At 54.6% G+C, this 19018-nt stretch carries 19 protein-coding genes; 17 read left to right on the forward strand and 2 right to left on the reverse strand.

The window, feature by feature from the left end; translation table 11 throughout:
• The first annotated feature begins 358 nt into the window (after positions 1–358).
• Positions 359–1048: a FadR/GntR family transcriptional regulator gene (locus GRH90_RS22890; RefSeq protein WP_162368297.1), complete on the forward strand. Its 690-nt coding sequence runs from the start codon at positions 359–361 to the stop codon at positions 1046–1048.
• Positions 1049–1148: 100 nt separating this feature from the next.
• Here the strand turns inward: GRH90_RS22890 and kup are convergent, their stop codons facing one another.
• Positions 1149–3017 (reverse strand): low affinity potassium transporter Kup, encoded by a 1869-nt coding sequence (gene kup, locus GRH90_RS22895; protein WP_162368298.1) that lies wholly within the window; start codon positions 3015–3017, stop codon positions 1149–1151.
• Positions 3018–3256: 239 nt separating this feature from the next.
• Between kup and ravA the strand changes: the two genes are divergently transcribed.
• From ravA to GRH90_RS22975, 16 genes are all read left to right on the forward strand, one after another.
• Positions 3257–4756 carry an ATPase RavA gene (gene ravA, locus GRH90_RS22900; protein ID WP_162368299.1) on the forward strand — a complete coding sequence of 500 codons (1500 nt, stop codon included), beginning with the start codon at positions 3257–3259 and terminating at the stop codon, positions 4754–4756.
• A gap of 6 nt (positions 4757–4762) precedes the next feature.
• Positions 4763–6232, forward strand: a complete 1470-nt coding sequence (viaA, locus tag GRH90_RS22905; protein ID WP_162368300.1) for an ATPase RavA stimulator ViaA — start codon at positions 4763–4765, stop codon at positions 6230–6232.
• A gap of 62 nt (positions 6233–6294) precedes the next feature.
• Positions 6295–6756, forward strand: coding sequence for a transcriptional regulator AsnC (asnC, locus tag GRH90_RS22910; RefSeq protein WP_162368301.1), 462 nt, complete (start codon positions 6295–6297; stop codon positions 6754–6756).
• An 89-nt stretch (positions 6757–6845) separates the two neighbouring features.
• Entirely contained in the window at positions 6846–7286 is a 441-nt protein-coding gene (mioC, locus tag GRH90_RS22915) for an FMN-binding protein MioC (protein WP_162368302.1), read from the forward strand.
• 381 nt (positions 7287–7667) lie between these two features.
• Positions 7668–9557 carry a tRNA uridine-5-carboxymethylaminomethyl(34) synthesis enzyme MnmG gene (gene mnmG, locus GRH90_RS22920; RefSeq protein WP_162368303.1) on the forward strand — a complete coding sequence of 630 codons (1890 nt, stop codon included), beginning with the start codon at positions 7668–7670 and terminating at the stop codon, positions 9555–9557.
• Between the two features lie 107 nt (positions 9558–9664).
• The gene (rsmG, locus tag GRH90_RS22925) at positions 9665–10285 is read left to right on the forward strand and encodes a 16S rRNA (guanine(527)-N(7))-methyltransferase RsmG (RefSeq protein ID WP_162368304.1); all 621 of its coding nucleotides are present in this window, start codon (positions 9665–9667) and stop codon (positions 10283–10285) included.
• Between the two features lie 634 nt (positions 10286–10919).
• The gene (gene atpI / locus GRH90_RS22930; protein WP_162368305.1) at positions 10920–11300 is read left to right on the forward strand and encodes a F0F1 ATP synthase subunit I; all 381 of its coding nucleotides are present in this window, start codon (positions 10920–10922) and stop codon (positions 11298–11300) included.
• Positions 11301–11308: 8 nt separating this feature from the next.
• Positions 11309–12130, forward strand: coding sequence for a F0F1 ATP synthase subunit A (gene atpB, locus GRH90_RS22935; RefSeq protein WP_162368306.1), 822 nt, complete (start codon positions 11309–11311; stop codon positions 12128–12130).
• 49 nt (positions 12131–12179) lie between these two features.
• The gene (gene atpE, locus GRH90_RS22940; RefSeq protein WP_132924133.1) at positions 12180–12419 is read left to right on the forward strand and encodes a F0F1 ATP synthase subunit C; all 240 of its coding nucleotides are present in this window, start codon (positions 12180–12182) and stop codon (positions 12417–12419) included.
• Positions 12420–12482: 63 nt separating this feature from the next.
• A complete protein-coding gene (atpF, locus tag GRH90_RS22945; protein ID WP_162368307.1) occupies positions 12483–12953 on the forward strand; it encodes a F0F1 ATP synthase subunit B in 471 nt (156 codons plus the stop codon).
• Between the two features lie 14 nt (positions 12954–12967).
• Positions 12968–13501 carry a F0F1 ATP synthase subunit delta gene (gene atpH / locus GRH90_RS22950; protein WP_162368308.1) on the forward strand — a complete coding sequence of 178 codons (534 nt, stop codon included), beginning with the start codon at positions 12968–12970 and terminating at the stop codon, positions 13499–13501.
• 12 nt (positions 13502–13513) lie between these two features.
• Positions 13514–15055 carry a F0F1 ATP synthase subunit alpha gene (gene atpA, locus GRH90_RS22955; protein WP_162368309.1) on the forward strand — a complete coding sequence of 514 codons (1542 nt, stop codon included), beginning with the start codon at positions 13514–13516 and terminating at the stop codon, positions 15053–15055.
• 50 nt (positions 15056–15105) lie between these two features.
• A complete protein-coding gene (atpG, locus tag GRH90_RS22960) occupies positions 15106–15972 on the forward strand; it encodes a F0F1 ATP synthase subunit gamma (RefSeq protein WP_162368310.1) in 867 nt (288 codons plus the stop codon).
• 33 nt (positions 15973–16005) lie between these two features.
• On the forward strand, positions 16006–17388 hold the full coding sequence (gene atpD, locus GRH90_RS22965; RefSeq protein WP_162368311.1) for a F0F1 ATP synthase subunit beta: 1383 nt from the start codon (positions 16006–16008) through the stop codon (positions 17386–17388).
• Positions 17389–17408: 20 nt separating this feature from the next.
• Positions 17409–17831, forward strand: a complete 423-nt coding sequence (locus GRH90_RS22970) for a F0F1 ATP synthase subunit epsilon (RefSeq protein WP_162368312.1) — start codon at positions 17409–17411, stop codon at positions 17829–17831.
• A 96-nt stretch (positions 17832–17927) separates the two neighbouring features.
• Positions 17928–18362: a helix-turn-helix domain-containing protein gene (locus GRH90_RS22975; protein WP_162368313.1), complete on the forward strand. Its 435-nt coding sequence runs from the start codon at positions 17928–17930 to the stop codon at positions 18360–18362.
• 19 nt (positions 18363–18381) lie between these two features.
• On the opposite strand, the gene GRH90_RS22980 is transcribed toward GRH90_RS22975, so the two are convergent.
• On the reverse strand, positions 18382–18981 hold the full coding sequence (locus GRH90_RS22980) for an NADPH-dependent F420 reductase (RefSeq protein ID WP_162368314.1): 600 nt from the start codon (positions 18979–18981) through the stop codon (positions 18382–18384).
• Positions 18982–19018 lie beyond the last annotated feature (37 nt).

Here is a 19018-nt window from a genome sequence, read left to right on the forward strand (position 1 = left end):
ACAGATTGTCTGATAAATTGTTAAAGAGCATGGCCAGCGTGCGTAAATCTCACCTGGCGCGGGTTGCGTATATTACGTTTTCCCGCTGAAGAGTCAAGCTTTTATTTGCCCGGACGGGGCGCTGTTCCCTTCCCGATCCGGCATCGCGTTAGCGTTTGTTCCCGGTCAGTGGAGGCGCATTATAGGGACTTTCCTCAGTCTGACAAGGCTTAATTGGTAAAAACAAGCCGATCGGTTTATTTTTCAACAAATGTTGACTAAATTCAGGGATCGCGGCTGCATTTACGACATTTACACCGCCACATGGCCGCTCGCAGGCATAATATAGGTACATTCAAAACAGCATGGACGGGCCGCGATGCATTTGACACCGCAACAACAAGCCGCACAACGAAACCTTTCCTATCTTCTGGCCGAGAAGTTGGGGCAACGCATCCTGGCGGGGGAATATGCCGCCGGCGACATCCTGCCGGGCGAAATCGAGCTGGGGGACCTGTTTGGCGTCAGCCGTACCGCGGTCAGGGAAGCGGTAAAGATATTGGCGGCCAAAGGCATGCTCCTACCCAGGCCGCGTATCGGCACCCGCATATTGCCGCGGCATCAGTGGAATTTCCTGGATCAAGAACTGCTGAGCTGGTGGGTCACCCGCGAGAATTTTGATGGCGTGATGAAACACTTCCTGGTGATGCGCACCAGCCTGGAACCTCAGGCCTGCGCGCTGGCGGCGGTGAATGCCACCTACGACGAAAAGCATAGGCTGGTCATGCTGATGGAGGAGATGCAGCTGCTGCACGTGCATTTTGACCGTGAACGCTGGATAACCGTCGATGCCCGGTTTCACCGGCATATCTATGAGATAAGCGGCAATCCGTTTCTGTCATCCTTCGCCAATCTGTTCAGTTCCATCTATCAGAATTATTTTCGCGCCATTGTCAGCGACGAAACGGTAAAATCCGATCCGCACCAGGCTATCGTAGACGCCATCCTGGCATCCGATTCAAAAGAGGCGTTTGCGGCCTGCCAGCGGCTGCTGGCCGGGAACGATTAATCAAGGGCGGGAGAGAACAGCGTCCGGACCGGTCGCCGCCGTTAACGGGCGGCCCGCCCCGATGATTCCCTGTAATCCAGGAAGCAGGCCTCGTCATGAATCAGATTTCCACCTGGGTACCCAGTTCGATCACCCGGTTAGGCGGAATCAGGTATTGGTCGGGCGCGCGCAGGGCGTTACGGCTTAAGGCAATAAACAGCTTGCCCCGCACCAGCAGATACCAGGGGCGTTTACCCAGGATCAGCGATTCGTGGGACATAAAGAAGGAGGTTTCCATCATCCGGCACGAAAGCCCTTCCAGGCCGCAGCGATGGAATATTTCCTCCATATCCGGCGTTTCTTTAAAGCCGTAGCTGGCCACCACCCGCCAGAACGTCGGCGAAAGCTGTTCGATGGTCACGCGTCGCACGTTGTGCACAAACGGCGCATCCTCGGTGCGCAGCGTCAGCAGCACCACGCGTTCGTGCAATACCTTGTTGTGCTTGAGATTATGCAGCAGCGCAAAAGGGATCACATTCATCGCCCGCGACATAAATACCGCCGTGCCCGATACCCTGACCGGCGGCGATTTTTCCAGCGAGGCGATCAGCGCCTCCAGGGAGTTGCCGTGCTCATGCATCCTGCGCAGCAGCCGGAATCTTTCGCTCTTCCAGGTGGTCATCACGATAAACATCAGGAAACCCAGCAGCAGGGGCAGCCAGCCGCCGGAGAAAATCTTGAGGGCGTTGGCGGCGAACATCGGAATATCCATCGCCAGCAGCAGCAGCAGCAAGACCAGCACAACAAAACGATTCCAGTGCCAGTTTTTCATGGCGACGGTACAGGACAGGATGCTGGTCAGCACCATGGTGCCGGTCACGGCAATACCGTACGCCGCCGCCAGGTTGCTGGAGTGCTCGAAGCTCATGATCACCAGCACCACGGCAACATACAGCAGCCAGTTGATAAAGGGGATATAGATCTGGCCGGATTCCATCTCGGAGGTATGGACGATGCGCATCGGCGGCAGATAACCCAGGCGCACCGCTTGCCTGGTCAAGGAAAAGACGCCGGAAATCACCGCCTGCGAAGCAATCACCGTGGCAAGTGTCGCCAATATCAATAACGGGATCAGCGCCCAGTCCGGCGCCAGTAAAAAGAAGGGGTTCTTGATGGCCGCGGGGTATTTAAGCAATAGAGCGCCCTGGCCAAAATAGTTTAGTACCAGAGAAGGCAGGACCGCGCTGAACCACGCAATACGGATTGGCAGCTTACCAAAATGCCCCATATCGGCATACAGCGCCTCTACGCCGGTAATGGAAAGCACCACCGCGCCAAGGGCAAAAAATGAGATGGTTTTATATTGGAAAAAAAAGTTTACCGCCCACTGGGGATTGAGGGCGTACAGCACTTCCGGATTGGCCATGATGCCGCGCACGCCCAACACCGCCAGCGTCAGGAACCACACCACCATGACCGGTGCGAACAGTTTGCCAATCCCGCCGGTGCCTTTTTTCTGGATAAGGAACAGTAGCGTCAGCACGGAGATAGATAAGGGAACAATATAGGCATCAAGCGACGGCGCGGCGATTTGCAGCCCTTCGATGGCCGACAGTACCGAGATGGCCGGCGTAATCACGACCTCGCCGTAAAAAAAGCTGCCGCCGATAAGTCCCATGATCACCAGCACCGAGGTCATGCGCGCGGACGTATTCCTGCCGGCCAGCGACATCAGCGTTAATATCCCGCCTTCCCCGGCGTTGTCCGCACGCATAACGAAAGACAGATATTTAAATGAAACAATGAGGATCAGTAGCCAGAAGATTAACGAAAGGAAGCCAAGCACCGCTCCACGTTCAACGCCGAAGCCATAGTGCCCTGCCAGGCATTCTCTCAGGGTATATAGAGGACTGGTGCCGATATCTCCATAAACCACGCCGATGGCGGCCAATGTTACCGCCGATAGGGATTGCTTGTTCTCTCTGCTCATAACCTCTTCGCGCTGTAGTGTATCCGTAGCGTTTGGTGGGCTGGATTCATAGCTCATCAAAAAGCGCACAGTATGCATGAAACTAGCAGAATACCTAATCTAATATCATCTTTCTTCACGTCAATATCAGCCCGTTGGGAAGAAAAACGACTGCTCCCCGCCTGTTTTCAGCCCTATCATTATAAAAAGCGGTAGTTTATTGTTGCGTCATCATGATTATTCAGGATTAGACATTTATTATGGCTCATTCATCCCTGCTGGTTGAGAGAATCTATCGCCTGAGCAGCGCGTTGGAAAGCGGGCTGTACGAACGGCAGCATACCGTGCGCCTGTGCCTGCTGGCGGCATTATGCGGCGAGAGCGTATTTTTATTGGGCCCGCCGGGGATTGCCAAAAGCCTTATCGCGCGGCGCCTTAAATTGGCGTTCAGCCATGCACGCGCCTTTGATTACCTGATGACGCGTTTTTCCACCCCGGAAGAAGTCTTCGGCCCCCTGTCCATCCAGGCCCTGAAAGAGGATGGACGTTACCACCGCCTGACCAAGGGCTACCTGCCGGAGGCGGAAATTGTCTTCCTGGATGAAATCTGGAAAGCCGGGCCGGCGATTTTGAATACCCTGCTGACGGCCATCAATGAACGACGCTTTCGCAACGGCGATACCGAACAGGTACTGCCGATGCGTTTGCTGATAACCGCCTCTAATGAATTGCCGGACGACGACAGCGGTCTGGAAGCGCTGTATGACCGGATGCTGATCCGTTTGTGGCTGCATAAGGTGAAAGAGAAAGCTAATTTTCACGCGCTGCTGATCCATACGGCCGACGGCGCGGAACATAGGTTTCCCGAAGGCCTGGGCGTTACCGATGAAGAGTATCAGGCGTGGCAGCCGAAAATAGACCGCATCACCTTGCCGACGGAATGCTTTGAATTAATTTATCAGCTGCGCCAGCGGCTGGATGCCTTGCCGGAAGCGCCCTATGTTTCCGACCGGCGTTGGAAAAAAGCCTTGCGCCTGCTTCAGGCCAGCGCGTTTTTCAGCGACAGGCCGGCCATCGCGCCGATAGACATCATCCTGTTAAAGGATTGCCTGTGGCACGATCCGGACAGTCTCCAGTTGGTGGAACACCAGGTCGAACTATTGCTTATCGAGCAGGGCTATCAACAACAGGCCATGCTGCTGCGGATCCAGGATATCGAGCGGGAAAAACTGGCTCATTATCGCCGGCGAAACCAGCTGCAGGCCCTAACCTTTGAGTCGCGTAAAGGGCTGATGAATCGTAAGCCGGTCTATTCCCTGCCTGATGTTATGTCCGATCATATCCTGCGGCTGGCGCTGCAAACGCCGCTGATGCTGCACGATATCCAGGTGACTCATATCACCGTCGAGCGCGAGGCTCTGCAACAATGGCTGCTTAAGGATACGCCGTTAAAGGGCCGGTTGAATAACATAGGTTTTGCCCAGCCGCTGGAGGTGCGTATTAACGCCGAACGGCAGCTGGAAATATTGGATATCAGCCGGCAAGCTTCGTTGTTGGCGCCGCAGGGGCAACAGCCGCCCGCGGAGCTGCCGCCGGAGCTCCAGGAAACCTTGGCCGCCGTGGAGCGACAGTATCACCAGCAGCGTGCCCGGTTCAGCGCACAGCATGGCTGCCTGTTTATCCCGCAGGAGTGGGTAGCGAAAATCGAACAAAGCCTGCTGGAGGTTTCACGCCAGCTTCAGCAAGCCAGGCCGGGTTAATTCACCGTGCTGGCCTTAAGCACTCTGGATTTATTTTTATCGATTAATGAAGGCGAGCTGCTGGATGATTTTGTCCTGACGCTGCTGGCTAGCCCGCAGTTGGCCGTTTTCCTGGAAAAATACCCGCTGTTCAAGCAGGCCCTGCTTAAACGAATGCCGGTTATCCGGCAACGCCTGGAGCGGATGTTAATCGAGACCCGGGTTTCGCCTGACCTGGCAACGGAGTTTTACCTGTTCCAGGAATGCCAGCTGTTATCGCCCGGAGAGTTCAGGACCGCCCTTGCCCCAACGCTTGCGCGCCTGGAGCAGATATCCTCGCCCTTTTATCCGGAAGCCGGCAGCCTGGTACAGGCCGCAACCTTTGCGCACGCCCGACCGGAGGAAAGCTTTCAACCGCTGTTTTTGCAGCGCTGGCGTATTAACCTGACGCTGCGGTCGGTTACCCTGCATCATCAACTGTTGGATAAGGAACGGGAACAGTTGCTGGACGAGCTCGCGCAGCAGCTGGCGGCAAGCGGCGCGCTGGCCCCCGTGATGGCGGAAAACGAAACGTCCGCCGGCCGGTTGTGGGATATGACCGCCGCGCAAAGGCAACAGCAGGATTACCGGCAGTTAGTACATTACGGTGAGTTTTTACGCCAGCAGCCGGAACTGCGCCAACTGGCCGATCAATTGGGGCGCAGCAGCGAATCCCATGCCGCCGCCGCCCCTCAGGCGCCGCAGCAGTGGATCCGGCTGCGCATCCGGGAACCTATGGTGCAGCCGGAAGAAGTCAGCGGAATCCATCAGAGTGACGATCTGCTGCGTTTGCTGCCTACCGAACTGGCCACCTTGGGGATAGACGAGCTGGAGTATGAATTTTACCGCCGGTTGCTGGAGAAGCGTTTGCTGACCTATCGCCTGCAGGGCGAGGGCTGGCGGGAGCGGGAGGTAAAACAGTCGGCGCAGGAGCGGCTGCGGCAACCCCAGCCCCGGGGACCCTTTATCGTTTGCGTCGATACCTCCGGTTCGATGGGCGGCTTTAACGAGCAGTGCGCGAAAGCTTTTTGCCTGGCGCTGATGCGTATTGCGCTGGCGGATAACCGCCGCTGTTATATAACGTTGTTCTCCACCGGCATGGTCAGCTATGAGCTGAGTGCCCTGTCCGGCTTGGAACAGGCTATCCGTTTTCTCAGCCAGCGCTTTAGCGGCGGCACCGATTTAAGCGCCTGCATCAGCGCCCTGGCCGATCGGTTGGCGACGCCGGAGTGGCGGGACGCGGACGCGGTGGTGATTTCGGATTTTATCGCCCAGCGATTACCGGATGAACTGGTCGCCCGTATAAAGCAAAAACAACGGCAACAGCTTCAGCGTTTCCATGCCGTCGCCCTGTCGTCACTGGGAAAACCGGGTATCCTGAAAATATTCGATCATATCTGGCGATTCGATACCAGCCTGAAAAGTCGTTTGTCACGGCGCTGGCACCGTCGGGACTGAAGGCCTTTTGCCCGCCGTTTCCCGCGGCCCGGCGGGCGCTTATTATCAATAAAGAGGAAACAATGCCGGAAACTTATCAGATAGATAGTCTCGATCGCGCCATATTGCAGGCGTTGATGGCCAATGCCCGTACCGCTTATGCCGAGCTGGCCAAGCAATTAGCGGTCAGCGCCGGCACCATTCACGTGCGGGTGGAGAAAATGAAGCTGGCGGGCATTATCACCGGCGCCCGGATAGACGTCAGCGCGAAGCATCTGGGTTATGACGTATGTTGTTTTATCGGCATCATCCTGAAGAGCGCCAAGGACTATCCGTCGGCGCTGAAAAAGCTCGATGCCCTGGAGGAAGTAGTGGAAGCCTATTACACCACCGGCCACTACAGCATCTTTATCAAAGTCATGTGCCGCTCTATCGATGCCCTGCAGGAAGTACTTATCAACAAGATCCAGACCATAGATGAAATCCAGTCCACGGAGACGCTGATCTCGCTGCAAAACCCCATCAGCCGCACGATCGTCCCCTGACAGCAAATTCTTATACCCCTATTATCCACAGGTAGATCCCAGGCGATACACAGCGTACAATATCGGCTCTTCAATCAGACGGAAAGATTATGGCCGACATAACGATCATCAGTGGCAGTACCCTGGGCAGCGCCGAATACGTGGCAGAACATCTGGCCGGTATTCTTGAAAATCAGGGGTTTACCACCAATGTGCTGCACGGTCCCGAACTGGAGGAAATGACTCTGGAAGGATTGTGGCTGATCGTTTCCTCGACGCATGGCGCCGGCGATTTACCGGATAACCTGCAACCGCTGTTTGAACAGATGGACGCGGATCAACCGTCTCTTTCCAAGGTGAAATTCGGCGCGATCGGCATTGGCAGCAGCGAATACGACACCTTCTGCGGCGCGATCGATGCTATCGATCGTCAAATGATCGCGCTTGGCGCGTTACGGATCGGTGAGATATTAAAGATCGACATCACCCAACATGAAATTCCGGAGGATCCGGCGGAAGAATGGGCCAAAAGCTGGATCGGGTTTATATAATTTAAAAAAAGATCGCCTAATCATTGTGTATAAGTCTGCTTAAAACCCGCCCATAACCGGTACTTATCCACTGTATAACCCTTGTTCGTTTTTCAATCAGTGGATAAGTGCCGATCTTGATCCCAGCTTATACCGGATGGGATCACCGATCATTCACAGCAAAGGATCGTCAGCAACGATCTGTTTTAGCAAGCATTTAAAGGCTTATCCACAGAGGATCGCGATCCTAGTAGTAGACATAATAAAGAGATCTTTAAATAAAAAGATCTTTCTTTAATTACCAGCGGATCCCCGGGGCTTGTTTCACTCGCAAAGTTGAGTAGAATCCAATTTCCCAACGGCCCCTTGACGATCGTTCGCCCCAAGCGAGGTGTATTTACCATGTTTTATCCCGATCAATTTGACGTCATCATCATTGGTGGCGGCCATGCCGGTACGGAAGCGGCCATGGCGTCAGCCAGAATGGGGTGCAAAACCCTGCTGTTGACGCATAATATTGATACGCTTGGACAAATGTCCTGTAATCCAGCAATTGGCGGGATCGGTAAAGGCCATTTGGTCAAGGAAATTGATGCCATGGGCGGCCTGATGGCCAAGGCGATCGACCAGGCGGGCATTCAGTTTAGGATACTAAACGCGAGCAAAGGACCGGCGGTGCGGGCTACGCGCGCCCAGGCCGATAGGCTACTGTATCGCCTGGCGATACGCACCGCGCTGGAGAACCAGTCCAACCTAATGATCTTCCAGCAGGCGGTGGAAGATCTTATCGTCGAAAACGATCGGGTGGTCGGAGCCGTGACCCAGATGGGATTAAAATTCAGGGCCAAATCGGTGGTATTGACCGTCGGTACCTTCCTGGACGGCAAGATCCATATCGGCATGGATCATTACAGCGGAGGCCGGGCCGGGGATCCGCCGTCGATCTCATTGTCCAAACGCCTGCGCGAGCTACCGTTCCGGGTCAAGCGCCTGAAAACCGGCACCCCGCCGCGCCTGGACGCCAGAACCATCGACTTCAGCCAGTTGGCGACCCAGCAGGGCGATGTGCCGTTACCGGTATTCTCGTTTATGGGTTCGGTTGATCAGCACCCCCGGCAGGTGCCTTGTTATATCACTTACACCAATGAGCGAACCCATGAGGTGATACGGCAGAACCTGGATCGCAGCCCGATGTACGCCGGCGTCATCGAAGGGGTGGGGCCGCGCTACTGTCCTTCCATTGAAGACAAGGTGATGCGTTTTGCCGATCGCGACTCGCATCAGATCTTCCTGGAACCGGAAGGGCTGACCAGCAACGAGGTTTATCCCAACGGCATTTCGACCAGCCTGCCGTTCGACGTGCAGATGAAAATAGTGCATTCGATGAAAGGGCTGGAAAACGCCGGCATCGTCCGTCCCGGCTATGCCATTGAGTATGACTTTTTTGATCCGCGTGATTTAAAGCCAACGCTTGAGAGCAAATATATCGCCGGCCTGTTCTTCGCCGGCCAGATCAACGGCACCACCGGTTACGAGGAAGCCGCCGCCCAGGGCATGCTGGCGGGCATCAACGCGGGCCGGCTGGCCAACGACCTGGACGGATGGTCGCCGCGCCGCGATCAGGCTTACCTGGGCGTGCTGGTGGACGATCTCTGTACCCTCGGCACCAAGGAACCCTATCGCATGTTTACCTCGCGCGCCGAATACCGGCTGCTGCTGCGCGAGGACAACGCGGATTTGCGCCTGACCGAAACCGGTCGGCAACTGGGGCTGGTGGACGATGAGCGTTGGGCGCGGTTCAGCGAAAAGCTGGATAGCATAGAACGCGAACGCCAGCGCCTGCGCGACGTCTGGGTCAATCCCCGCACCGCCGAGGTCGAACAGATCAACCTGCTGCTCAAGGCGCCGTTATCACGTGAAGCCAGCGGCGAAGAGCTGCTCAGGCGCCCGGAGATGACTTACGACATCCTGACCGGACTGCCGATGTTCGCTCCTGCGCTGGCGGATCCACGGGCGGCAGAACAGGTGGAAATCCAGATTAAATACGCAGGATATATCACCCGTCAGCAGGAAGAGATCGACCGCCAGTCGCGTAATGAAAATACCTTGCTGCCGGTTGAGCTGGACTACGGGCAGGTGTCGGGCTTGTCCAACGAAGCGATCGCCAAGCTTAACGATCACAAACCGAATTCCATCGGGCAGGCATCGCGTATTTCAGGCATCACGCCGGCGGCCATCTCCATTTTGCTGGTCTGGCTGAAAAAGCAGGGAATATTGCGCCGCAGTGCCTGACTCACGCCGTCGGACATACCGGCGGCAGCGCCATAATACCCTTCACCCCCCTGGCGCCATTGACCGGCAATGGTTGGCGCCACGCCGCATTATTTAAGGATCCCGCCATGCTGGGCAAACTTGATGTATTACTCAACGCCGCCGGGATTGCGCTTTCCGACGGGCAAAAGCAGCAATTGGTGCGCTACGTCCTGCTGCTGGACAAATGGAACCAGGCCTATAACCTGACGTCGGTGCGCGATCCGGCGCAAATGCTGATCCGCCATATCATGGACAGTATCGTGGTCAATCCACACCTGCGCGGGCAGTGCTTTATCGATGTGGGCACCGGCGCCGGCCTGCCCGGGATTCCGCTGGCGATAGTCCGCCCCGATTCCCGCTTCACATTGCTCGACAGCCTGGGCAAGCGTATTCGCTTCCTGCGCCAGGTACAGCATGAACTGCGGCTCGACAATATCGAACCTGTGCAGAGCAGGGTGGAGGAGTACGTTCCCGCCGTCGGTTTTGACGGCGTTATCAGCCGCGCCTTCGCCTCTGTTAACGATATGCTGTCGTGGTGTCACCATCTGCCCGCGATGCCTGACGGGCGTTTCTACGCGCTGAAAGGCGTGGCGCCGTTGGAAGAGCTGGCCGCGTTGCCGGAAAAATTCGAGGTGGAGTCGGTAATTACGCTGGCCGTTCCGCAATTGCAGGGCGAGCGGCATTTAGTTGTCATCAAGACACGTTAAATTTGTTTTTTATCAATAAAACATTGAATAGAATAATCGCTGTCTTTACCGGGCCGATAAATTCAACGGGGCTATGATTTCAAATTTCGGTTACTTGATTTTTACATTTTATTATCATTATAGCATGGTGATAATTTAGTTCTAAGACTAATAGTCACTTAGTAAAATATATGTGTCCAAAAATGTCAGTGATATTACCGGCGGGTTTGCCGGAAAATAAGCCGCGTAACCTCCGCCAGGCCCGATTGGCGCGATATAAGGTCTGTTTTTAATGGTGTAATATATAACTATTTGATTTATTGTTATTTTTTATAGTTATTTTTATACCGGGCGGGAAATTTACGCCGGCGCGGCAAAAATAATAGCGTCGTATAACGTGATCAGACGCACAGTTTCGTAAGCAATAATTGCTCAAGCAGTATAAAGTTATGCATGGTATCATTCCCGCGCTTTGGCGGGAAAAACGGCTAAAACGAGGGAATTTAAATTATTGTTCACCTTTTCGCTACTTATGCATTGAATTCGTAGTGTCTACCCGTATAATTTGCACGTTTTTCGGTACTTGACTCATCGCGCTAAAGGCAGTTTTATACACCTTCGGCTCGACCGGAACAGGCATGGGGGAAGTGAATTTATGTCCTTATCCCTCTACAGTGGAAAAGTTGCTGGCAAAGTGTTGTTTATCCAGTTATTGAGCTTGCTTGTGTTCGGCGCGCTGTTTGCCTTGCGCAGCCCGCAGTGGGGCGTATCCGCCGTTGGCGGTGGGTTGGCGGCCTGGCTGCCGAACGTGTTTTTTGTGCTGTTTACCTGGTGCCATCAGGTAAAAGTTCCGGCCGCGGGACGTGTTGCCTGGTCTTTTGCCATCGGAGAGGCGCTCAAGGTCGTCGCTACCATAGCCTTGCTTATCGTAGCGCTTGGGATGTTCAGGGCCGCGTTTGTTCCATTGGGCCTGACCTATTTATCGGTGCTGATTGTGCAGATTTTGGCACCGGCCGTAATTAACAACAAAGGGTAAGAGGCATCATGTCTGCATCAGGAGAAATCTCTACTCCACAGGAATACATAGGCCACCACCTGAAGAACCTTCAGCTGGACCTGCGTACCTTTGAACTGGTTAATCCCCATAGCGGCCCGGCAACATTCTGGACGTTGAACATTGACTCCATGTTCTTTTCCGTGCTGCTCGGCGTGATTTTCATTACGATTTTCTCCCGCGTCGCCAAAGGGGCGACCAGCGGCGTTCCCGGTAAACTGCAGACCGCGGTTGAACTGATTATCGGCTTTGTCGACGGCAGCGTGCGGGATATGTTCCACGGTAAGAGCAAGCTTATCGCGCCTCTGGCGTTAACCATCTTCGTCTGGGTTTTCCTGATGAACCTGATGGATTTGCTGCCAATCGATTTGCTACCGACCATCGCCGAGCGTTATATGGGATTGCCCGCGCTGCGCGTAGTGCCGTCCGCCGACGTGAATATCACCATATCCATGGCGTTGGGAGTGTTTATCCTCATTCTTATCTATAGCGTGCGGATGAAGGGAATCGGTGGTTTTGTCAAAGAACTCACCATGCAGCCGTTTAACCATTGGGCGTTTATACCCATCAACCTGATTCTCGAAGGCGTGAGCTTACTGTCCAAACCAGTTTCCTTAGGCCTTCGGTTGTTCGGCAATATGTATGCGGGTGAGTTGATCTTCATTCTGATTGCCGGTCTGTTACCGTGGTGGTCGCAGTGGATCCTGAATGTGCCATGGGCCATTTTCCACATACTGATCATCACGTTGCAAGCCTTTATCTTTATGGTGCTGACGATTGTCTATCTTGCGATGGCGTCCGAAGAACACTGATGTTTTTACAATACTGTTGCGTTTAATCTGAAACAAACTGGAGACTGTCATGGAAAACCTGAATCTCGATCTGCTGTACATGGCTGCCGCTGTGATGATGGGTCTGGCGGCAATCGGTGCTGCGATCGGTATCGGCATCCTGGGTGGCAAATTTTTGGAAGGGGCAGCGCGTCAGCCGGATCTGATTCCTCTGCTGCGTACTCAGTTCTTTATCGTTATGGGCCTGGTCGACGCCATCCCCATGATCGCTGTTGGTCTGGGACTGTACGTGATGTTTGCCGTAGCGTAGTGTGTATCACGGCGTGAAATTAATACAACATCAAACCGTTAACTTTATAAGAGGCATTGTGCTGTGAATCTTAACGCAACAATCCTCGGCCAGGCCATCGCGTTCATCCTGTTTGTCCTGTTCTGCATGAAATACATATGGCCGCCGCTTATCGCTGCCATCGAGAAGCGTCAGAAAGAAATTGCTGATGGCCTCGCTTCTGCGGATATGGCTAAAAAAGAGGTGGACATAGCGCAAGCCACTGCGACCGATCAACTGAAGAAGGCCAGAGCCGAAGCCCAGGTAATCATCGAGCAAGCCAACAAGCGCAAAGCTCAGATTATGGACGAAGCGAAAGCGGAAGCGGAAGACGAACGTAACAAAATCGTAGCGCAGGCTCAGGCAGAAATTCAGGCCGAAACCAAACGGGCTCGTGAAGAGCTGCGTAAGCAGGTCGCGCTGCTGGCTTTAGCGGGTGCCGAGAAGATCATCGAACGTTCCGTAGATGAAGCTGCCAACAGCGACATCATAGATAAACTGGTCGCTGAACTGTAAGGAGGGAGGGGCTGATGTCTGACTTAGTAACTGTAGCTCGCCCCTACGCCAAAGCAGCTTTTGACTTTGCCGTCGAGCACCAAAGCGTTGAACAATGGCAATCCATGCTGTCGTTTTCCGCCGAGGTCAGCCGCAACGATCAGATGGCTGAACTGTTATCCGGTGCGGTCGCACCAGAAACACTGTCGGAAACGTTTATCGCGGTATGCGGCGATCAACTCGACCAGGCGGGCCAAAATCTTATCAAGGTCATGGCCGAAAATGGACGATTGGCGGTTTTGCCGGATGTGCTGGAACAGTTTATGGAGATGCGCGCCGCGCACGAATCAACTGTGGAAGTGGAAGTCATTTCCGTAAGCCAGCTAAAAGACGAGCAACTGGCGAAAATTACTGCCGCGATGGAACAACGTCTGTCACGCAAAGTTAAGCTGAATTGCAAAATTGATAAGTCTGTCATCGCCGGCGTGATTATTCGCGCGGGTGATATGGTCATAGACGGCAGCGTACGCGGCCGTCTGGATCGCCTGACAGACGTATTGCAGTCTTAAGGGGACTGGAGCATGCAACTGAATTCCACCGAAATCAGCGAACTGATCAAGCAGCGCATTGCTCAGTTTAATGTAGTGAGCGAAGCTCACAATGAAGGTACTATCGTCTCGGTAAGCGACGGTATTATCCGTGTACATGGCCTGGCTGAAGTCATGCAGGGTGAAATGATCGCCCTGCCGGGCAACCGTTTCGCCATCGCCCTGAACCTGGAGCGCGACTCTGTCGGCGCCGTGGTGATGGGGCCTTATGAAGATCTGGCCGAAGGCATGAAGGTCAAGTGCACCGGCCGTATCCTGGAAGTGCCGGTTGGCCGTGGCCTGTTGGGCCGAGTGGTCAATACGCTGGGCGCGCCCATCGACGGTAAAGGTCCGGTAGAGAACGACGGTTTTTCCGCCGTTGAAGCTATCGCACCGGGCGTTATCGAACGTCAATCCGTCGATGAGCCGGTACAGACCGGTTATAAATCCGTGGATGCCATGATTCCTATCGGCCGTGGCCAGCGCGAGCTGATCATCGGCGACCGCCAGACCGGTAAATCGGCCCTGGCGATCGATGCGATTATCAATCAGCGCGAATCCGGCGTTAAATGCGTTTATGTGGCCATCGGCCAGAAAGCGTCCACCGTCGCGAACGTGGTGCGCAAACTGGAAGAGCACGGCGCCCTGGCTAATACCATTGTCGTGGTGGCCACCGCGTCAGAATCCGCCGCCCTGCAGTACCTGGCGCCGTATTCAGGCTGCGCGATGGGCGAGTATTTCCGCGATCGCGGCGAAGATGCGCTGATCATCTATGATGATTTGTCCAAACAAGCCGTGGCATACCGTCAAATTTCCCTGCTGCTTCGTCGTCCGCCTGGACGTGAAGCCTATCCTGGGGACGTGTTCTATCTTCACTCCCGTTTGCTGGAACGCGCATCGCGTGTCAACGCCGAATACGTTGAAGCATTCACCAAGGGTGAAGTGAAGGGCAAGACCGGCTCGCTGACCGCGTTGCCGATCATCGAAACCCAGGCGGGCGACGTTTCCGCGTTTGTTCCGACCAACGTGATTTCCATCACCGACGGCCAGATCTTCCTGGAATCAAGCCTGTTCAACGCCGGTATTCGTCCCGCCGTTAACCCCGGTATTTCTGTTTCACGTGTGGGCGGCGCGGCCCAGACGAAGATCATGAAAAAACTGTCGGGCGGTATTCGTACGGCATTGGCCCAGTACCGTGAGCTGGCTGCGTTCTCCCAGTTCGCCTCCGATCTGGATGAAGCAACCCGCAAGCAGCTGAATCACGGCCAGAAAGTGACCGAGCTGCTGAAGCAAAAGCAGTATGCTCCAATGTCCGTGTCGCAGCAGTCCCTGGTTCTGTTTGCCGCTGAACGTGGTTACCTGGAAGACATCGAGCTGGCAAAGGTCGGCGACTTCGAGGCCGCGTTGATGGCCTACGTTGACCGTGAACAAGGCGATTTGATGCAACAAATCAACCAGACCGGCGCTTACAACGATGAGATCGAAGGCAAGCTGAAAGGCATCCTCGATAACTTCAAGGCAACCCAGTCCTGGTAACGCGATGTGGCCTGCTATTGCGGGCCATAACGCCATGAGGAGAAGCACAGATGGCCAGCGCCAAAGAAATACGTACTAAGATCGCCAGCGTGCAAAACACGCAGAAGATCACCAAAGCGATGGAGATGGTTGCCGCATCAAAAATGCGCAAATCGCAGGAGCGTATGGCGGCCAGCCGTCCTTATGCAGAAACTATGCGTAATGTGATTGGTCACCTTGCTTTGGGAAATCTGGAATACAAACATCCCTATCTGGAAGAGCGCGACGTTAAGCGCGTCGGGTACCTGGTGGTGTCCACCGACCGTGGTCTGGCTGGCGGCCTGAACATTAACCTGTTCAAAAAAGTGCTGACGGACATGAAAGGCTGGAGTGAAAAAGGCGTTGAAACGGAACTGGCGCTGATCGGCTCCAAGGCAGTGTCTTTCTTTAATGCCGTCGGCAGCAATGTGGTTGCCCAGGTCACCGGCATGGGGGATAACCCCACGCTGTCTGAACTGATTGGGCCGGTTAAAGTCATGCTGCAAGCGTATGACGAAGGCCGCCTGGACAAGCTCTATATTGTCAGCAATAAATTCGTTAATACCATGTCCCAGGTACCGCAACTGCTTCAGGTCCTGCCCTTGCCGCCCGCGGAAGATGGGGAAGAGCTGAAGAAGAAAACCTGGGATTACCTGTATGAACCCGATCCCAAGGCGCTGCTGGATACCCTGTTGCGCCGTTATGTGGAATCACAGGTTTATCAGGGCGTCGTTGAAAACCTGGCCAGCGAACAGGCCGCGCGAATGGTAGCGATGAAAGCCGCAACGGATAACGGTGGCAACCTGATCAAAGAGTTGCAACTTGTTTACAATAAGGCTCGCCAATTCAGCATCACTCAGGAACTCACCGAGATCGTTTCGGGAGCCGCCGCGGTTTAGGTTTAGGGTTACGAATTACGTAGAGGATTCAAGATGGCTACTGGAAATGTTATCCAGGTTATCGGCGCCGTGGTCGACGTCGAGTTCCCGCAGGATGCTGTACCTAAGGTGTACAACGCCCTTGAAGTGGAAAACGGTGCCACCAAATTGGTGCTGGAAGTAGAACAGCAGTTAGGCGGCGGCGTTGTCCGTTGCATCGCCATGGGCTCGTCGGACGGTTTGCGTCGCGGCCTGAAAGTGACCAACCTTGAACGTTCGATTGAAGTGCCGGTGGGCAAAGCCACGCTGGGACGCATCATGAACGTGCTGGGCGAACCGGTTGACATGAAAGGCGAAATCGGCGAAGAAGAACGTTGGTCCATCCATCGTCCGGCGCCGAGCTATGAAGATCTGTCCAGCTCGCAGGAATTGCTGGAAACCGGCATCAAGGTTATCGACCTGATGTGCCCGTTTGCCAAAGGCGGTAAAGTCGGCCTGTTCGGCGGCGCCGGCGTGGGTAAAACCGTCAACATGATGGAGCTTATCCGTAACATCGCCATCGAGCATTCGGGTTATTCGGTATTTGCCGGCGTGGGTGAACGTACCCGCGAAGGGAACGACTTCTACCACGAAATGACCGATTCGAACGTTATCGACAAAGTTTCGTTGGTGTACGGGCAGATGAACGAGCCGCCGGGAAACCGTTTGCGCGTGGCGCTGACCGGGCTGACCATGGCGGAGAAATTCCGTGATGAAGGCCGTGACGTGCTGCTGTTTATCGATAATATCTATCGTTATACCCTGGCCGGGACGGAAGTATCCGCGCTGCTGGGCCGTATGCCTTCAGCGGTAGGTTACCAGCCGACACTGGCCGAGGAAATGGGCGTGCTGCAAGAACGCATCACCTCCACCAAGACCGGTTCCATCACCTCGGTACAGGCGGTATACGTACCCGCGGATGACTTGACCGACCCGTCGCCGGCGACCACCTTCGCCCACCTTGACGCCACCGTGGTATTGAGCCGTCAAATCGCCTCACTGGGTATCTACCCGGCGGTTGACCCGCTCGACTCCACCAGCCGTCAGCTGGACCCTTTGGTTGTCGGCCAGGAACACTACGACGTGGCCCGTGGCGTGCAGTCCATCCTTCAGCGTTATCAAGAGCTGAAAGATATCATCGCCATCCTGGGTATGGACGAATTGTCTGAAGATGACAAACTGGTGGTGTCCCGCGCACGTAAGATCCAGCGTTTCTTGTCTCAACCGTTCTTCGTTGCCGAAGTATTTACCGGTTCGCCGGGCAAATATGTTTCCCTGAAAGACACTATCCGTGGCTTTAAAGGCATCATGGACGGTGAATACGATCACCTGCCCGAGCAGGCGTTCTATATGGTCGGTTCCATTGATGAAGCAGTGGAAAAAGGCAAGAAACTGTAACGCTGTGAAAGGAGGGTGACATGGCTGCAAATACTTACCATCTGGATGTCGTCAGCGCGGAGCAGAAAATGTTTTCCGGGCTGGTGGAAAAAATCCAGGTGACGGGGAGCGAAGGCGAGCTGGGGATTTATCCCGGTCATGCCCCGCTGCTCACTGCCATTAAGCCCGGTATGGTGCGTATCGTCAAAGAACATAACGAAGAAGAGTTTATCTACCTGTCCGGGGGTATTCTCGAGGTGCAGCCCACCGTCGTTACCGTGCTGGCCGATACCGCCATTCGTGGCAAAGATCTTGATGAAGCGCGGGCAATGGAGTCCAAGCGCATGGCGGAAGAGCATATCAATAATTCACACGGTGACGTGGATTATGCTCAGGCCTCGGCCGAACTGTCCAGAGCCATCGCCAAGCTGCGGGTGATTGAATTGACCCGAAAAGCTATGTAATCAAGCTATTATGTTTAAAAAGCCAGTCACCATTGACTGGCTTTTTTATTGGTGCCGCCTTATGGCCGGGTCTTGGCGGCCAGCCCAACGTCCCAAATGAAATGCAACACGGGATACAAATCCAATGCTGGCAAGGAAAAGTTTAAAATTTGCTACGAGAAAAACACGTTGAAGCAATCAAATGGGTGCGAAGCCTCTGACAAAGGAAAACAGCGGTTGGCAGAAAAGATTTCACCGGCGCAAATTGCCAAAGAGTTAGGCGTGCATCGGAGCACGATAGTGCGAGAAATCCAACGAAATACGGCACCAGATTTCAACGGACTGTATTGTTATCAGGTTGCGCAAAATACGGCTGCCACCAGACGTTCCAACGCATCGGCGCATAAGAAGTTTGCCCAGCATAAAGAGGTGGCCGGTTACATTCATGAGCGTCTTGCAGTGCATGCCTCGCCCAACGTCATTACTGCCGGCGTCGCCCTCGCTTCAATCAAACTGTGGCAGCCTTTTGTCCACAAGGCAGGATCGCATTGAAATGTGCGATCACGATTCATCAGTCGAACTTGACCAAGTCCTTAAAGATCAGTTGACCCCAGCTATTTCCTCGCGCCTGCACAAGCAGTCCACCTTCCAAAAGCCCGCCAAGTTTAATCGGCGAGAAACCGAGATTTTCCGCCAGCGCACCAATCTCCGCTGCTGCGCCGTCATCGTCGCTCGCCAGGAACACGACTCTCCTGCCGCCATGTACGGCCGGATCTTGGTCAAGGACGGCGGCGGCCAAATGGTTGAAGCCCTTAACCAGCCTTCCACCGGTGAAGGCCTGCGCGACGACCTTGGAAGAAGGCTGTCCTCCCAGTTCCTCAGGGGACACGCCGTAGGCATTGGTCACATCGATGATGGTCTTTCCCTTCCAGGTCGGCAGCGCCTTCGCGACATCCCGGTGCGACTCGTAACGGACAGCCAAAAAGACGATGTCCGCCTTGACGGCTTCCGCCAGTTTTTTGGGAATGATCTCGGGTCCGATCGCGGCCGCAACGGATGCAAAGCTTTCCGGCTCGCGAGTGGTTGCAACGGATACTTCGATGCCGCTTCGGGCAAACGCCTTAGCAAGAGCCTGGCCGATCTTGCCGAAGCCGATAATTGCGTAGCTCATATATTCTCCTTAGGTTTACCACGCACGCCCTACGGGC

The organism is Acerihabitans arboris (assembly GCF_010131535.1).
In the GTDB taxonomy this organism is placed as follows: domain Bacteria; phylum Pseudomonadota; class Gammaproteobacteria; order Enterobacterales; family Enterobacteriaceae; genus Acerihabitans; species Acerihabitans arboris.

What these genes read in the sequence shown, in the direction of transcription:
- GRH90_RS22890 (WP_162368297.1), top strand. Translation starts at nt 359, where the DNA reads ATGCATTTGACACCGCAACAACAAGCCGCACAACGAAACCTTTCCTAT.
- kup (WP_162368298.1), bottom strand. Translation starts at nt 3,017, where the DNA reads ATGAGCAGAGAGAACAAGCAATCCCTATCGGCGGTAACATTGGCCGCC.
- ravA (WP_162368299.1), top strand. Translation starts at nt 3,257, where the DNA reads ATGGCTCATTCATCCCTGCTGGTTGAGAGAATCTATCGCCTGAGCAGC.
- asnC (WP_162368301.1), top strand. Translation starts at nt 6,295, where the DNA reads ATGCCGGAAACTTATCAGATAGATAGTCTCGATCGCGCCATATTGCAG.
- mioC (WP_162368302.1), top strand. Translation starts at nt 6,846, where the DNA reads ATGGCCGACATAACGATCATCAGTGGCAGTACCCTGGGCAGCGCCGAA.
- mnmG (WP_162368303.1), top strand. Translation starts at nt 7,668, where the DNA reads ATGTTTTATCCCGATCAATTTGACGTCATCATCATTGGTGGCGGCCAT.
- rsmG (WP_162368304.1), top strand. Translation starts at nt 9,665, where the DNA reads ATGCTGGGCAAACTTGATGTATTACTCAACGCCGCCGGGATTGCGCTT.
- atpI (WP_162368305.1), top strand. Translation starts at nt 10,920, where the DNA reads ATGTCCTTATCCCTCTACAGTGGAAAAGTTGCTGGCAAAGTGTTGTTT.
- atpB (WP_162368306.1), top strand. Translation starts at nt 11,309, where the DNA reads ATGTCTGCATCAGGAGAAATCTCTACTCCACAGGAATACATAGGCCAC.
- atpE (WP_132924133.1), top strand. Translation starts at nt 12,180, where the DNA reads ATGGAAAACCTGAATCTCGATCTGCTGTACATGGCTGCCGCTGTGATG.
- atpH (WP_162368308.1), top strand. Translation starts at nt 12,968, where the DNA reads ATGTCTGACTTAGTAACTGTAGCTCGCCCCTACGCCAAAGCAGCTTTT.
- atpA (WP_162368309.1), top strand. Translation starts at nt 13,514, where the DNA reads ATGCAACTGAATTCCACCGAAATCAGCGAACTGATCAAGCAGCGCATT.
- atpG (WP_162368310.1), top strand. Translation starts at nt 15,106, where the DNA reads ATGGCCAGCGCCAAAGAAATACGTACTAAGATCGCCAGCGTGCAAAAC.
- atpD (WP_162368311.1), top strand. Translation starts at nt 16,006, where the DNA reads ATGGCTACTGGAAATGTTATCCAGGTTATCGGCGCCGTGGTCGACGTC.
- GRH90_RS22970 (WP_162368312.1), top strand. Translation starts at nt 17,409, where the DNA reads ATGGCTGCAAATACTTACCATCTGGATGTCGTCAGCGCGGAGCAGAAA.
- GRH90_RS22975 (WP_162368313.1), top strand. Translation starts at nt 17,928, where the DNA reads ATGAAATGCAACACGGGATACAAATCCAATGCTGGCAAGGAAAAGTTT.
- GRH90_RS22980 (WP_162368314.1), bottom strand. Translation starts at nt 18,981, where the DNA reads ATGAGCTACGCAATTATCGGCTTCGGCAAGATCGGCCAGGCTCTTGCT.